Annotated in this window: 14 protein-coding genes; 11 read left to right on the top strand and 3 right to left on the bottom strand. The window is 39.4% G+C overall.

What is annotated here, in order from left to right; all coding sequences use genetic code 11:
• Positions 1 to 73: 73 nt before the first annotated feature.
• The 11 genes from ABJH98_RS15205 (at position 74) to ABJH98_RS15155 (ending at position 9,698) form a co-directional block, all read left to right on the top strand.
• Complete coding sequence (locus ABJH98_RS15205) at positions 74 to 991, top strand: arginine deiminase-related protein (protein ID WP_348308552.1); 918 nt, start codon at positions 74 to 76, stop codon at positions 989 to 991.
• A 1-nt stretch (position 992) separates the two neighbouring features.
• Positions 993 to 1,934: an arginine deiminase-related protein gene (locus tag ABJH98_RS15200; protein ID WP_348308551.1), complete on the top strand. Its 942-nt coding sequence runs from the start codon at positions 993 to 995 to the stop codon at positions 1,932 to 1,934.
• A gap of 6 nt (positions 1,935 to 1,940) precedes the next feature.
• Positions 1,941 to 3,734, top strand: coding sequence for an arginine--tRNA ligase (gene argS, locus ABJH98_RS15195; RefSeq protein ID WP_348308550.1), 1,794 nt, complete (start codon positions 1,941 to 1,943; stop codon positions 3,732 to 3,734).
• A gap of 172 nt (positions 3,735 to 3,906) precedes the next feature.
• Complete coding sequence (locus tag ABJH98_RS15190; protein WP_348308549.1) at positions 3,907 to 4,812, top strand: 1,4-dihydroxy-2-naphthoate polyprenyltransferase; 906 nt, start codon at positions 3,907 to 3,909, stop codon at positions 4,810 to 4,812.
• 171 nt (positions 4,813 to 4,983) lie between these two features.
• A complete protein-coding gene (locus tag ABJH98_RS15185) occupies positions 4,984 to 5,382 on the top strand; it encodes a hypothetical protein (RefSeq protein ID WP_348308548.1) in 399 nt (132 codons plus the stop codon).
• A gap of 106 nt (positions 5,383 to 5,488) precedes the next feature.
• Positions 5,489 to 5,833 (top strand): translation initiation factor, encoded by a 345-nt coding sequence (locus ABJH98_RS15180; protein ID WP_348308547.1) that lies wholly within the window; start codon positions 5,489 to 5,491, stop codon positions 5,831 to 5,833.
• A gap of 115 nt (positions 5,834 to 5,948) precedes the next feature.
• Complete coding sequence (gene rpmB, locus ABJH98_RS15175; protein ID WP_348308546.1) at positions 5,949 to 6,188, top strand: 50S ribosomal protein L28; 240 nt, start codon at positions 5,949 to 5,951, stop codon at positions 6,186 to 6,188.
• Positions 6,189 to 6,200: 12 nt separating this feature from the next.
• Complete coding sequence (gene rpmG / locus ABJH98_RS15170; protein WP_348308545.1) at positions 6,201 to 6,383, top strand: 50S ribosomal protein L33; 183 nt, start codon at positions 6,201 to 6,203, stop codon at positions 6,381 to 6,383.
• Between the two features lie 2 nt (positions 6,384 to 6,385).
• Complete coding sequence (locus ABJH98_RS15165; protein WP_084372144.1) at positions 6,386 to 6,538, top strand: DUF4295 family protein; 153 nt, start codon at positions 6,386 to 6,388, stop codon at positions 6,536 to 6,538.
• A gap of 83 nt (positions 6,539 to 6,621) precedes the next feature.
• Entirely contained in the window at positions 6,622 to 7,575 is a 954-nt protein-coding gene (ftsY, locus tag ABJH98_RS15160; protein ID WP_348308544.1) for a signal recognition particle-docking protein FtsY, read from the top strand.
• A 113-nt stretch (positions 7,576 to 7,688) separates the two neighbouring features.
• A complete protein-coding gene (locus tag ABJH98_RS15155; RefSeq protein WP_348308543.1) occupies positions 7,689 to 9,698 on the top strand; it encodes an alpha amylase C-terminal domain-containing protein in 2,010 nt (669 codons plus the stop codon).
• Here the strand turns inward: ABJH98_RS15155 and ABJH98_RS15150 are convergent.
• The 3 genes from ABJH98_RS15150 to ABJH98_RS15140 are packed head-to-tail and all read right to left on the bottom strand — an operon-like array spanning position 9,695 to position 14,383.
• The gene (locus ABJH98_RS15150) at positions 9,695 to 10,711 is read right to left on the bottom strand and encodes a hypothetical protein (protein ID WP_348308542.1); all 1,017 of its coding nucleotides are present in this window, start codon (positions 10,709 to 10,711) and stop codon (positions 9,695 to 9,697) included. The genes ABJH98_RS15155 and ABJH98_RS15150 overlap by 4 nt on opposite strands.
• Entirely contained in the window at positions 10,708 to 11,898 is a 1,191-nt protein-coding gene (locus tag ABJH98_RS15145; protein WP_348308541.1) for a glycosyltransferase family 4 protein, read from the bottom strand. Before ABJH98_RS15145 ends, ABJH98_RS15150 begins: the two co-directional genes overlap by 4 nt.
• Positions 11,899 to 11,938: 40 nt before the next feature.
• Positions 11,939 to 14,383, bottom strand: coding sequence for a glycoside hydrolase family 31 protein (locus tag ABJH98_RS15140; RefSeq protein WP_348308540.1), 2,445 nt, complete (start codon positions 14,381 to 14,383; stop codon positions 11,939 to 11,941).
• Positions 14,384 to 14,543 lie beyond the last annotated feature (160 nt).

Below are 14,543 nucleotides of genomic sequence, written 5' to 3'. Positions count from 1 at the left end.
ATTTATGTTTAATACGCACCATCGTATTTGCTAAAATTACTGTTAAATTTGCCCTCCCAAAAACCCAAATTTGATGATTAATATTTTAATTAAAGACGAAACTGCTCCACTTAAGTCAGTTGTACTTGGTACAGGAGAGAGTTTTGGAGGAGTACCAGCCATCGAGGAAGCATACGACCCTAAATCAAAGGAACATATTCTGGATGGGACATTCCCTAGGGAAGAAGATATAAAAAAAGAAATGGAAGCTGTCGCAAGCGTTTTGCATAAACACGGTGTAAAGGTCTACAGGCCAAATGTTCTACCTGATACCAATCAGGTATTTGCACGTGATATTGGCTTCGTGATAGGCGACAAATTCATTGTGCCTAATATTATCGATGATAGAGCAAGTGAACGAGACGGTATTAATTATTTATTAGGTCAAATCAATCCAGAGCAAATTTTGCGTATGCCTACAGGCGCTTATGCGGAGGGAGGCGATGTGATGCCCTGGAAAGAAAAACTCTATATTGGCTATTCTGAAGATGAAGATTACAACAAGTATCAGGTAAGCAGAACCAATCGAGCAGGTGTAGAGTTTTTGAGAGATCAGTTTCCCAATTGTGAATTTTATGCCTTTGAGTTAAATAAATCCGATACCGATCCAAAGGAAAATGCTTTGCATTTGGATTGCTGTTTTCAACCGATTGGAGATGACCAATGCATCATTTACAAAGGCGGGTTTAAAAATGAAAAAGATTATGACTTGCTTGTGAGTCATTTTGGTATTGAAAACTGTATTGAGATTTCTAAAGAAGAAATGTATCATATGAATTCAAATGTTTTCTCTATTTCACCAAAAGTGATCATCAGTGAGCAGGGTTTTACTCGGTTGAATGAGGAATTAGAGAGACGAGGATTTACTGTTGAAAGAGTACCCTATAGCGAAACAGCTAAAATGGAAGGATTATTAAGATGTTCCACCTTGCCTATCGAAAGAACTTACTGATATGGGAGTGAATACTACATCTACCATAATGATGATCCGTCCGGTTCAGTTCAGACTCAACGAACAGACTGCGGTCAATAATTATTATCAAAAGGCTCTCGAAGGCATTACACCAGAGAATGTTCAGGAAAAAGCACTGGCAGAATTCGATGGTTTCGTCGAGAAACTTCGCGAGTATGATATTGAAGTGTTAGTAGTCAAGGATACTCTAGAACCAAGTACACCAGATTCCATTTTTCCAAACAATTGGATCTCGTTTCATGATGATGGAGTCATTGGGTTGTATCCTATGTATGCTGAGAATAGAAGACTAGAACGCAGACAAGACATCATTGATGATTTAGGGGCTTTCAGTTATCAAATTACAAACATCATCGATCTCTCAGGTGCAGAAGAAGCGAATAAATTTTTGGAAGGTACAGGAAGTTTGATTTTAGATAGAGGAAATAGAATCGCTTATGCGGCTATCTCGGAAAGAACTCATCCAGATGTCATTAAAGACTTTGAAAGTGCTTTTGGCTATCATGTAGTGTCATTTGTAGCCAACCAAACTGTAGAAGGGAATAGACTACCTATTTATCACACGAATGTGATGATGGCTTTGGGTCATGATTTTGCGGTGATTTGTTTGGATACCATAGATAATCCTATAGAACAAAAAATGGTAGTAGATTCGCTGGAACAATCTGGTAAAGAAGTCATTGAAATTTCTGAAAATCAGAAAGCACACTTTGCCGGAAATATGCTTCAGGTAGAAAATAAATCAGGCGATAGGTTTATGGTCATGTCTGCAGCAGCATACGATTCATTGAACGAAGACCAAAAAACTAAGATTTTAGAGTATAATAAAGATATCATTTCCAGTTCGCTCGATACTATCGAAGCACTGGGGGGCGGAAGCGCACGATGTATGATGGCAGAAGTTTTTCTGCCCAAGAAATAATAAAGAATGGATATTGTATCACAATTACAGCAAGGTATAGCAGAGGGGCTCAAGTCGCTTTATAATCATGAAGTAGCCGTTTCAGGCCTGGGGTTGCAGCCTACTCGAAAGGAATTTGAAGGGACCTATACTTTCGTGACTTTTCCTTATGGAAAAATCTCAAAGAAAAATCCAATGGAAACGGGAGAGGATTTGGGTGCTTATTTAAAAGAAAATTGTGAAGTAGTTGATGGATACAATGTGGTCAAAGGCTTTTTGAACATTGAGCTGTCAAAAGCTATCTGGAGCAATCTATTCAATGAAATTGCTTCCAAATCTAATTTTGGGGCACACGAACGAAAAGGGGAAACCGTGATGGTAGAGTATTCTTCTCCAAATACCAATAAACCACTGCATTTAGGCCACCTCAGAAATATTTTCTTGGGCTATTCGGTTTCTCAGATTTATGATGCTTATGGATACGACGTGGTGAAGGTTCAGATAATTAATGATCGAGGAATTCACATTTGCAAATCTATGGTGGCTTGGCAGAAGTTTGGAAACGGTGAAACGCCCCAGAGTTCTGGCTTGAAAGGCGATAAGCTGGTTGGCAAGTACTATGTGGAGTTTGACAAAGCCTATAAAGCTGAAATCACTCAATTGGTTGAATCAGGCAAGTCCAAAGAAGAGGCTGAAAAAGAAGCTCCGTTATTATTAGAAGCTCAAGACTTACTTCGAAAATGGGAGGCGAAAGAGCCAGAGACGTACGCGCTTTGGGAAAAGATGAATGGCTGGGTGTACGAAGGATTTGATGCTACATACAAGCAGATGGGTGTTGATTTTGATAAACTTTATTACGAATCGAATACTTATTTGCTTGGGAAAGAGCAAGTAGCAGAAGGACTAGAGGCAGGTCATTTCTTTGCCAAAGACGATGGGTCTGTATGGGTCGATCTGACTGATGAAGGCTTGGATCAAAAAATCGTTCAGCGATCGGATGGAACAGCTGTCTATATGACTCAAGATATCGGAACAGCCATTCAGCGATTCAAAGAATATCCAGGATTGATCAAACAAGTGTATACGGTAGGTAACGAGCAAGACTACCACTTCAAAGTACTTTTCTTGATCCTAAAGAAACTAGGGTACAAATGGGCCGAGGAGTGCTATCACTTATCTTATGGCATGGTGGATTTGCCTTCAGGCAAAATGAAATCTCGAGAAGGAACAGTAGTTGACGCTGATGACCTGATGAATGAAATGATCAGCACCGCCGAGCACCACACCAAAGAGTTAGGTAAGATTGATGGTTTTACCGATGAGCAAGCAACTGAGCTTTATGATACCATTGGATTGGGCGCTTTAAAGTATTTCTTGCTCAAAGTAGATCCCAAGAAACGTATGCTTTTCGATCCTCAGGAGTCTATCGAGTTTCACGGAAATACTGGGCCTTTCATTCAATATACACATGCAAGAATCTCAGCGATAGTTAGAAGAGCAGAAGAATTAGACCTTGAGACAAAGGATTTAAAAATATCAGCTGATGTAGCGTTGAGTCAGACAGAATGTGATTTGATCTATTTGATCTCTGAATTGCCAAACAAAATCAAATTGGCGGCAGAAGATTACTTGCCGTCTGTCATTGCACAGTATGTGTATGATCTGGCGAAAGAGTACAACAAGTTCTATGCTGAGTTAGCTATATTCGGAGAGCAAGAACCATCAGTGACTGCCTCTCGAGTGGCATTATCGGCACAAGTGGCTAAGAATATTAAGTTTGGGATGTCCTTGCTGGGAATCCATGTGCCAGATAGAATGTAAGTGTTTTGTCATGTCGTAGCTTACGGAGACATCTTGTTAGCTAACATATGTCCAATTGGTAAATTCCTAGGGAATCATAAGGAGATTTCTCCGCTTCGGCTACGAAATGACTGTCTGTTTTACGCTAAAGCTACGAAATGACTGAAGTAGATGATGAATTAAAAAATTTTAGATGACCAACTCCAAAATCAAACACTGGCTCCAAGCTTTCAGATTTCGAACACTACCTTTGGCACTGTCCAGTATTCTTATGGGTAACTTTCTGGCTAAGTGGCAAGGTTCATTTGAGTGGAGTATTCTGGGACTCGCTGTTTCTACGACTATATTTCTTCAAATACTATCCAACTTGGCCAATGATTATGGTGATTCTATTCATGGAGCCGATAGCGAAGATAGAGAAGGACCCTCTAGGGCGGTACAAACCGGCGCCATCTCAAAAAGGCAGATGAAAACGGCGATGATTGTATTTGCAGTCCTTTCACTAATATCTGGCTTACTTCTTTTGGCTACTGCATTTGCGGATCAATGGCTAATGATATTCACTTTTTTGGTGCTTGGCTTGTTGGCTATTTATGCAGCTATCACCTACACGGCTGGAAAAAATCCCTACGGCTATCGTGGCTTAGGTGATATTTCAGTTTTGATCTTTTTTGGACTAGTGGGTGTATTTGGTTCCTATTACCTGCAAACGAAATCTTTAGACTGGATCGTATTGCTTCCGGCTTTGAGTTGTGGTCTTTTAGCGACTGGTGTGCTCAATGTCAACAACATTCGAGACATTGAATCTGATGAAAATGCAGGTAAAATATCTATACCTGTTAGAATTGGACGAGACAAGGCGGTAATCTATCACTTTTGCCTATTGGGATTAGCGATGATCGCGAGTCTTGTTTTTACCTTGCTCAACTTTACCAGTTGGACTTCCTTTCTTTTCTTGTTAGCGTTTCCATTTTTTATAAAAAATGGGTGGGCAGTAAAAACAAAAACTACCGCTTCGGCTCTTGATCCTTATCTCAAACAACTCGCTTTGACCACACTTTTGTTTGTTCTTTTATTAGGTGTTGGCTTGGTTTGGTGACCCGACGTATTTTGCCCATAATCGTTACTTAGTTCACTACTGTACAATTACTGTTCGGTTATTTGACAAATATTATTTGGCAATAAAGTTATATGCTTAATAATCAATGAGTTAAATTCTTGGCATGCCGTTAGCCTCTAGCCTGATGTCAAAAACTTAAAATTTACTGTTATGAAAATGATTAAAAAAATCTCGGCCATAGGATTGGCTTTGTTACTTGTGCTTCAAACTACTGTGTTTGCTATAGCACCAGAAAATAAATCCGTAGAGAAAGCAAAAGAAGCTGTGGAAAACGGATCACCCGACGACTGGCAGTTGCTGGCCAAACAAGCTAAAGTATTACTGAGAAAAAAGAAAGACTTGGGAACTGCCAAAGACTGGATACAAAAATCAATTGCTATTAATAAAGATGTGAGTAATCTTGAATTGATGGGTGATTACTATGTTTTAAACAATCTACCTAATCAAGCACTAGACTACTACTCACAGTGTTCCGAATTGATGAGACAAAATGATCAAAGTGCGGATATATCCTACTATCAGAATAAGATCTGGCAACTGAAGTATTAAAAAACAATCAAAAATTACGTTTATATCGCGAGGCCGTCTTAGAAGGAGACGGCCTCTTTTTTTGATAGGAAGTTAAGTATTGTTTTCTTTGCTAAAATTTATCGTCATGTCGAAGAAAGGAAATTTTAAAAACAGGATCGGTGTGGTGTATTCCACAGACGATAGTTTTGATTATACAGAGGAGTCTGAATTAGAAGAAGAAACATTGGCACCAAAAGACCAAAAATTACGCGTAGAGCTGGACAAGAAAAACCGGAAAGGAAAACAGGTGACTTTGGTCACTGGCTTTACTGGTATGACTGGAGATTTGAAAGAATTGGGCAAAATGCTCAAAACCAAGTGTGGTGTGGGTGGTAATGTAAAGGATCGTGAGATTATCATACAAGGTGATATGCGAGATAAAGTGGTTGAAATTCTGCTTAAAGAGGGATATCAAGCGAGGAAGATCTGATTTCGCTCAAATTTTGAAATAAATACTATTAATTTTATAGAGAGCTTTTACAAATGCTAAAGTTTTCTCTATATTTGCACTCCGATTTTTTAAGGATCGCTAAAAGACTAGAAAAATGTCGAAAGTTTGTCAAATAACTGGTAAGAGACCACAAGCAGGAAACAACGTTTCTCATGCTAATAACAAAACAAAGAGAAGGTTCTATCCGAATCTATTCAAGAAGAGATTTTATCTTCCTGAAGAAGATAGATGGATAACTTTGAAAGTATCTTCAACTGCATTAAAAACCATCAATAAGAATGGTTTGGCTGCAACGTTGAAAAAGGCTAAAGAAAAAGGAACCCTTTCATTATAATAATTTAGAACGATGGCTAAGAAAGGTAATAGAGTTCAGGTAATATTAGAGTGCACCGAGCATAAGACTACAGGTCAGCCAGGTACTTCTAGATACATTACGACTAAAAACAGGAAAAATACTCCTGATAGAATGGAATTGAAAAAATTCAATCCAGTTCTTAAGAAATATACTGTTCACAAAGAAATTAAATAACCATGGCTAAGAAGGTAGTTGCAACCCTGAAGAATAAGGATGGTGTAAAATATGCTAAGGTGATTAAAGCGGTGAAAACCAAATCAGGAGCATATTCATTCAGAGAAGAAATTGTCACTGAAGACAAAGTGAAAGAAGTATTGGCTGCGAAATAATTCAGCCCTTTAAGATATCTTTGAAAGTCTCCTGATTGTGTCAGGAGACTTTTTCTGTTTTTTACCTATCCACCGAACTGATTATGGGATTGTTCAATATTTTTTCTAAAGAAAAGAAAGAGACTCTAGATAAAGGTCTAGAAAAATCGAAAGAAAATTTCTTTTCGAAATTGGGTAAAGCTGTTGCTGGAAAATCTACAGTTGACGATGAATTGCTCGATGAATTAGAAGAGGTGTTAATCACATCTGATGTAGGCGTAGATACTACGGTCAGAATCATTGAGCGGATAGAAGAGCGAGTAGCCAAGGATAAATACCTAAATGCGGCTGAGCTCAATGTAATCTTGCGCGAAGAAATTGCAGGGTTATTGGAAGAGAATAATTCTGGAAATGCTTTAGAATTCGAATTACCAGCTGATAAGCAACCATACGTTTTGATGGTTGTGGGTGTGAATGGCGTGGGTAAAACTACCACTATCGGCAAGCTGGCCTCTCAATTCCAAAGAAGAGGAAAATCAGTGGTATTGGGTGCGGCAGACACATTTAGAGCAGCAGCCGTTGACCAACTCAAACTTTGGGGTGAGCGTGTAAACGTGCCTGTGATCGCACATGGTATGAATACGGATCCTTCGGCAGTGGCCTATGATGCGGTGAAACATGCAGTGGAGCAAAAAGCTGACATTGTTATTATTGACACAGCTGGTCGTTTACACACCAAAGTCAATTTGATGAACGAGTTGACAAAAATCAAAAGAGTCATTCAAAAATTTGTTGCCGATGCGCCACATGAGATCATGCTAGTACTGGACGGTAGTACCGGACAGAATGCATTTATTCAAGCGCAAGAATTTACGAAGGCCACAGATGTATCCTCATTAGCGATCACTAAATTGGATGGTACAGCCAAGGGAGGAGTAGTTATAGGTATTTCGGATCAATTCAAAATCCCAGTCAAATACATTGGCGTGGGGGAAGGTATCGACGACCTTCAGGTATTCAACAAGCATGAGTTTGTTGATTCTTTTTTCAATAAGTAAAATCATTTCAACTTATTTTTGAGTTCATTCCAATTATTGATTGGAATAAAGGTTCTTTTTGTTTTATCTGACTTGGGCTGATTATATTGAGCGTAAGTTAAGCTCGATAGAATATGGCTCAGAAAAAAGAAATTCAACTCATAAAAGATGATCCTTGGTTGTCTCCTTACCAAGAGGATATTTCACAGCGTATGAAATTTTTCCGAGAGCGTTTGGAAGAAATTGGGAACCTTTCTGGATCCTTGATTGAGTTTGCTGATGGGCATCATTATTTCGGCTTGAACTATGATAAAAAGGAGAAGGGCTGGTGGTATCGTGAATGGGCGCCAGCGGCAGATGGGTTATCCTTGATAGGTGATTTTAATGGCTGGAATGCAGAGAGGCACCCATTGACTCAAGATGAAAATGGTGTTTGGGGAATTTTTATTGCTGACGACAGCGAGTACCCAATGACTACACCAAGTTTGGTAAAAGTCAAAGTACAGAATGGACTCGCTGATCGAGATCGTTTACCTGCTTATATTCAATCTGCTATTCAAGATCCAAAATCCTACGATTTCAGTGGTGAAGTGAGTCCAGTATCTAAGTACAAGTGGAAAGATGCAAAATTCAAGCTTGATGTTAAAAACCCGATGATCTACGAATGCCATGTAGGCATGGCTCAGGAAAAGGAGGGAGTGGGTACATTCAGAGAGTTCGCTGATTTGATTTTGCCGAGAATAGCCAAACAAGGCTACAATTGTATTCAAGTCATGGCTATTCAAGAGCATCCTTATTACGGATCGTTTGGGTATCATGTGTCCAATTTTTTTGCACCTTCCTCTAGATTTGGAACACCAGATGATTTGAGGTATTTAGTAGATCAGGCACATCAAAAGGGCATCGCAGTTATTATGGATGCTGTTTATTCTCATGCAGTCAAAAATATTGCTGAAGGTTTAAATGACTTTGACGGATCAGATAATCAATACTTTCATAAAGGAGGTCGAGGCTATCATACAGGATGGGATTCTAAATTATTTGATTACAGTAGAACAGAGGTGCTTCAATTTTTATTGTCCAATATTCGTTACTGGTTGGAGGAGTTTCATTTTGATGGATTTCGCTTCGATGGAGTGACGTCGATGCTTTATCACCACCATGGAGAGGGCGTTGGATTTGACCATTACGACAAGTATTTCAAAGAAGGGGTCGATTGGGATGCGATCTGTTTCTTGCAGCTAGCCAATGAATTGATTCATAAAATTAAACCTAATGGGATTTCGATTGCAGAGGATATGAGTGGTATGCCCGGCATGTGCAGACCCATTTCAGAAGGTGGAATTGGGTTCGATTATCGATTGGGCATGGGATTGCCGGATTATTGGATTAAGCTGTTGAAACATTCTTCTGACGAGAATTGGAGCATGAACGAACTCTGGGATGTGATGGCAAACAGGAGATATAAAGAAAAAACAATCGCCTATGCTGAATCTCATGACCAAGCCTTAGTTGGTGATAAGTCTTTGGCCTTTTGGCTTATGGATAAGGAGATGTACTGGCATATGTCAAAAGATGACAAGGATTTGGTGGTAGAGCGTGGCATTGCTTTACACAAAATGATACGACTCATTACTGCCAGTCTAGGAGGAGAGGGATACCTTAATTTTATAGGAAATGAGTTTGGCCATCCAGAGTGGGTGGATTTTCCAAGAGAAGGGAATGACTGGAGTTATAAATATGCGCGTAGACAATGGTCGTTAGTAGACAATGAAGATTTGAAATATCAGTGGCTCAATGATTTTGATCGTGCGATGCTGTCGATTTTGGCTGAGAACGATATTCTATCTGCATTAACAGCTAATCAACTCAATATGGATGAATCGAATAAGGTGATTATCTTCGAACGCAACCATCTGATTTTTGTGTTCAATTTTCATCCAGAAAATTCAGTGCCAGACTATAAATTCCATATACCCAAAAATGGAAATTATCAGGTGATCTTGAGCAGTGATGATCCTGTGTTTGGCGGGCATGATCGAATAGATACCTCCATTACTTATCAGGCTTCTACTTATGAGCATGGGCATCAGTTGGCAGTTTATACACCGAGCCGAACGGCCATGGTATTGAAGAGAGTTTAGAGTCTTAGATGTAAATCACTTAATATATTGATCAGTGATTGGTAGGTGTCGTAGCTGTTGTTTGAATCGCTATGGTCAATATCTGAGTTGAGTTTTTTGAGTACCCCGATTGAGCCGAGCCTAGACCATTTTTTTTGTAAGGGTTCAGGTTTTTTAGCTATTGAAGTTTCTAATCCATAGAGCTGCTTGAGCCAACTTTCCTGTAAAGGATAATTTTTCAGGCCGTCTAATTCTATTAGCTCATAAGAGCAGCTGATAGGTTGGCGGACATTATAAGTTTCCAAGGAGGTTCCTCTTAATTGCTCACTCAAGGATACCAAATCAGCCTTGTTTTTGACCTTTTGGGTCAGTGCTTTCCAACCGCCGAATTCGTCTAATTGTTGGCTGCTGAGTTGCATGAAGTGATTGACAACTTCATGGTCATGAAAGAGTGTATGCCCTCTGTCCTGATTAGTCAGCATCAATTTGAAATCTTCGTTGGTTCTTGATGAAAATATTCTTTGATTTTTATTATCACCCAAATACCAATCGATTGCCCCAGCAAAAGTGGATTGATAGCCTTCTTTTGTCAATTGCTCTGTCAGATCATTGAAATAAATGTTGGTCGTATTTAAAAAAGCACTAGGCTTTTGGCCAAACAGTTTTTTGATTAATGACTGATGCCAGTTGATCTCTCTTTGAAAATGAGATTTAGAAAACAAGCTTACTAAAGAGTGATGATAAGTGCCTCCAAGTAATTCTATGTGTTTGGCTGTTTTTAGTGATTTAATTATATCAGCATCGCAATTGGCTAGTTGCTCTAGAAAGGAGCCGGAAAAATAAATGGACAAAGGTAGATTGGCGTCTATTATTTCTTTTAGTTGTTTGTCAATACCAGACCTGTATTTAGACAAAAACAAGTCCGCTTCGTCAGCAGAAAAATAGGGATTACCAGAGTTGACATCAAAGAATGAAAATTCTGATAAGGGGCATTCCCAATCATAAACTATAGTAAGTGATAATGATTTGTTCATAGCAACGAATCTACAACTGAAAGCACTTCAGCTGCAGATTTTTCCCAACTCAAATTTTTTATTGCTTTCTTATTACTCTTTACTTGTTGCTTGCCTTTTTTATCATCTTCTAATAAAGCGATGATTTGATCGGCGAAGTCATTAGTAGATGCAGGGTTTGCTTGATTGGCTTCTGGTAGTAATTCCGCAGCTCCACATCTATCTGAAAGTACCACTGGAACTCCCGCATCAGCAGCTTCCAGAGCAGTAAGTCCAAAAGGCTCAGAAAATGACGGCATGCAGTACACATCTGCTATGGCATACAGCTTCTGCAGTTCTTGTGATTCCAGATAGCCCGTGATATGAAACCTATCAGCTATGTCACTCCCAGCACCTGCTTCGATTAGTTTTTTGTATAGTTCACCCTCACCTGATATTACAAATCTGGTATTTTGATTTTGTTCATAAATTTTCTCCGCAATTTCCAGAAACTGCATTGGGCCTTTTTGTCCAGAAAGTCGACCTACAAACAGGACTATTTTCTCACTAAAAGGACTCTTGGCCTTAACAGGAATCATAGGAGTATGCCCATGATAAATGACTTGAATTTTGTCTGAAGCAATGCCATACGCTTCGATCATTACTTGCTTAGAATATTCACTTACCGCGATGACTGCTTCAGCAGCTTGCATCGCTTGTTGCTCCAGATCGAATATCCATGATTTGGCTTGACCAAAATTCCGATCAAAATCCAGTGAATGCACATGAACTAGAAGCGGCTTGCCAAATCTTTCTTTCAGCTCCAAAGCGGCTTTAAAGGTAATCCAGTCATGAGCATAGAGTAAGTCATATTCTATTTTCTCGCCTTCTAGCACCAACTCATCAGAGAAAGTAGTGAGCTGCTCATGGAGTTGATGACTTTCTACTTTTTTCATGGTATGAGACTCAGTCACTTCATGATAATCATACGCAGAAAGTTGCGCCTCGATACTTACAGTAGCCAATTCCTTCAACACGCTCAAGTCGGAAAAGGAGGCTGTCTCGTTCTTAGTTTTAGGTTGCCCCAAGTGATCAAATTGCTTTGGCTCAATAATTTTCAAACTTGTCTTTTTCGACAGTTCCTTTGCAATATTAGCTGTAGCCACTCCTAATCCGCTAGTCTGACGACCGGGTGCCCCAGGTCCAAGCATTAAAATTTTTACGCTCATAGTTCAGGTGTTTGATTTTAGTTACTTATTGGGCAGTTGTCTAGGTTTTAATGATCAATTGTTTGAAATTTTTATTTATGATAATACTCGCCACGCCAGCATCGAAATTTGTATTCGATGTAAGGTCTTCATTGTCTACTACTATTTGTGTCGGCAATTGTTGCAATCCATGCAACTTAATTTCATAGGACTGATAGGTAGATTCAAACTCACCTTCTATTTCCTGAGAAATTATCCAATTTGTGTCTTCTATACTTGAGTTTAAAAGCTTTTTAACATACCCAGTGGATGCTAAATAATCATAGCCATCGCCACCGTCTTCATAGACGGAAGATGAGGTACTTGTAGCTGGTTTGTAGCATTCCAACGTCAATGTTTCGAATACAAATTCATCAACATATTGCATTTTGGGTTGTCTTGGAATGATAGCGCCTTGTCTGATGAAAATAGGAATCTGATCAAGAGGTGTTTCCACCTTTATTTCTAGTCCACCATCAATCAACTGATCTGTCCAGTAATTGTACCACTGACCGGAAGTGAGGTACATTTTTCGGCTGGATTTTCCGGGTTCTGAAACCGGGCAAATCATGATATGATCTCCCAAGAAAAATTCTTCTTCTCTGTAAAAGGTTTCTGGATCGATATGACCTTCCAAATGCAAGGACCTAATCATCGGTATGCCCGTTTCGCTGTGATGCTGAAATACAGAGTAGACATACGGCATCAATTCATAGCGCATTTCTATGAAGCGACGAACGATGTCCACGTATTTTTGATCAAATTTCCATGGTTCTTTGTCACCGTGATCTCCAGACGAATGGGTCCTGAAGAACGGGTGAAACACAGCCATCTGAATCCATCGGGTGTACAACTCTCCATCAGGTGAACCGATGAATCCACCTACATCCGAACCAGCAAAAGAAATGCCTGAGGCCGCCAATCTTTGGCATTGAATGTTGGCGATTTTTAGGTGTTCCCAAGAGGCTATATTGTCTCCCGTCCAAACGGAAGCATGCTTTTGAATCCCAGCGTATGCGGATCTTGAGATGGTAAATGGCCGCTTGTTTTTCATGAATTGCTTCTGACCTGCCCATGTAGATTGAGCCATGAGCGAACCATAGACATTATGTCCTTTTCTATGGCTGCCTGGATGCCCGTCAAAATCATGTCGTACATCATTTGGGAAAGTACCATCTTCGAAAGTGGCTGGTTCATTCATGTCATTCCATACACCATCTACACCATCTTCGACTAAACCATCAAATAAAGTAGCCCACCATTCACGAGTTTTTTTCTGGGTAAAATCGGGGAAATGGCATAGCCCCGGCCATACACTGGCTTTCAGCAAGTCACCATCCATTCTTTTGCAGAAATGATCACCTGCCATACCTTCTTGGTAGACAGAGTAATTCTTATCCACCTTAATTCCCGGATCTATAATCACCACAGTTTTGAAACCTTGATCTTTCAAGTCACTGATCATCTGTTTTGGATTAGGAAATTTTTTATCGTCCCAGGTAAAGCATCGAAATTCATCCATATAATCGATATCCAAATGAATCACATCACAAGGAATCTGGCGACTTCGAAATTCATCTCCCAACTTTCTAACTACCGATTCAGGGTAGTAGCTCCATTTGCTTTGGTGATAGCCCAAAGCCCATTTAGGAGGGAGCTGCGGCTTGCCAGTCAGTTCTGCATATTTCCTGACTACATCAATCAGCTTAGGGCCATGGATATAGTAATAGCGCATTTCACCACCTTGGGCCCAATAGCTGCAAACCGTTTTTCTTTCTTTACCAAAGTCGAAAAAGCTTCTGAAAGTATTATCCATGAAAATGCCATATCCAATTTGGCTATGCTGCCCCATATAAAATGGTATGTTCTTATAAACAGGGTCTTTATCATTTCCATAACCATAACAGTCGGTTCCCCATAGTTCACGTTTGGTGCCTATTAAATTAAGTTTGCCTGTTTTATCACCTAAGCCATAGAACTTTTCATCCTGATGTAGCACGCGGGTACAGATGCTGATGTTACCTCCGTAATGTTTATGATCCTGCCAATGGAATCCTTTTTCATCCTCCAAAACTACTGTACCTTCCAGGTTCAAGATTTTCGTCTGAAGTGAGGACTTGTTGATATAGCATTTCAATATATCGGTTTTGATTACAAAGGCAGTCTTCTGGTCTTCAAGTTTGTAATTGGTCTGTTCTGATTTGAACGTGGGATCAATGGCATATGAAAAGTCATCCTCAAAATAGCCATCTATTCCGTGTCTGAATTTTAGAATATCTGCAGCAATGACTCTTATTTCGAGTGAGGCCAATTGTCCATGAAACAAAAATGCATCTCCCTGTTTTTCCCAAGACACGAGTGGCCCGGAAAAAAACTCTTCAGCGTTTTTATCCTGAAATTTTTCTATATAGTTACCAGAGAAGTCACCGACCTCTTCATTTTTGTTTTCTTCTATAATATTTTCCATTTCTTATTTAATCATGGAGAAATTTAGACTATTTTGAAATTGATAGTGCAATTCTATGTAGTAACTTAATTTTAATTAAGTATTGTGGAATTGTGCATCAAAATAATTGAATGCAAAAATAGCCATGATTTGCAAAAAAATATGGAAATACCTATCTGTT

It is taken from the genome of Reichenbachiella sp., assembly GCF_039969095.1.
Classification (GTDB): Bacteria; Bacteroidota; Bacteroidia; order Cytophagales; family Cyclobacteriaceae; genus Reichenbachiella.
This window is presented reverse-complemented; position numbering and strand designations above follow the sequence as displayed.

Bases quoted from the DNA above. Each gene is read 5' to 3' on its own strand.
- ABJH98_RS15205 (WP_348308552.1), top strand. From the start codon at position 74: ATGATTAATATTTTAATTAAAGACGAAACTGCTCCACTTAAGTCAGTT.
- ABJH98_RS15200 (WP_348308551.1), top strand. From the start codon at position 993: ATGGGAGTGAATACTACATCTACCATAATGATGATCCGTCCGGTTCAG.
- argS (WP_348308550.1), top strand. From the start codon at position 1,941: ATGGATATTGTATCACAATTACAGCAAGGTATAGCAGAGGGGCTCAAG.
- ABJH98_RS15190 (WP_348308549.1), top strand. From the start codon at position 3,907: ATGACCAACTCCAAAATCAAACACTGGCTCCAAGCTTTCAGATTTCGA.
- ABJH98_RS15185 (WP_348308548.1), top strand. From the start codon at position 4,984: ATGAAAATGATTAAAAAAATCTCGGCCATAGGATTGGCTTTGTTACTT.
- ABJH98_RS15180 (WP_348308547.1), top strand. From the start codon at position 5,489: ATGTCGAAGAAAGGAAATTTTAAAAACAGGATCGGTGTGGTGTATTCC.
- rpmB (WP_348308546.1), top strand. From the start codon at position 5,949: ATGTCGAAAGTTTGTCAAATAACTGGTAAGAGACCACAAGCAGGAAAC.
- rpmG (WP_348308545.1), top strand. From the start codon at position 6,201: ATGGCTAAGAAAGGTAATAGAGTTCAGGTAATATTAGAGTGCACCGAG.
- ABJH98_RS15165 (WP_084372144.1), top strand. From the start codon at position 6,386: ATGGCTAAGAAGGTAGTTGCAACCCTGAAGAATAAGGATGGTGTAAAA.
- ftsY (WP_348308544.1), top strand. From the start codon at position 6,622: ATGGGATTGTTCAATATTTTTTCTAAAGAAAAGAAAGAGACTCTAGAT.
- ABJH98_RS15155 (WP_348308543.1), top strand. From the start codon at position 7,689: ATGGCTCAGAAAAAAGAAATTCAACTCATAAAAGATGATCCTTGGTTG.
- ABJH98_RS15150 (WP_348308542.1), bottom strand. From the start codon at position 10,711: ATGAACAAATCATTATCACTTACTATAGTTTATGATTGGGAATGCCCC.
- ABJH98_RS15145 (WP_348308541.1), bottom strand. From the start codon at position 11,898: ATGAGCGTAAAAATTTTAATGCTTGGACCTGGGGCACCCGGTCGTCAG.
- ABJH98_RS15140 (WP_348308540.1), bottom strand. From the start codon at position 14,383: ATGGAAAATATTATAGAAGAAAACAAAAATGAAGAGGTCGGTGACTTC.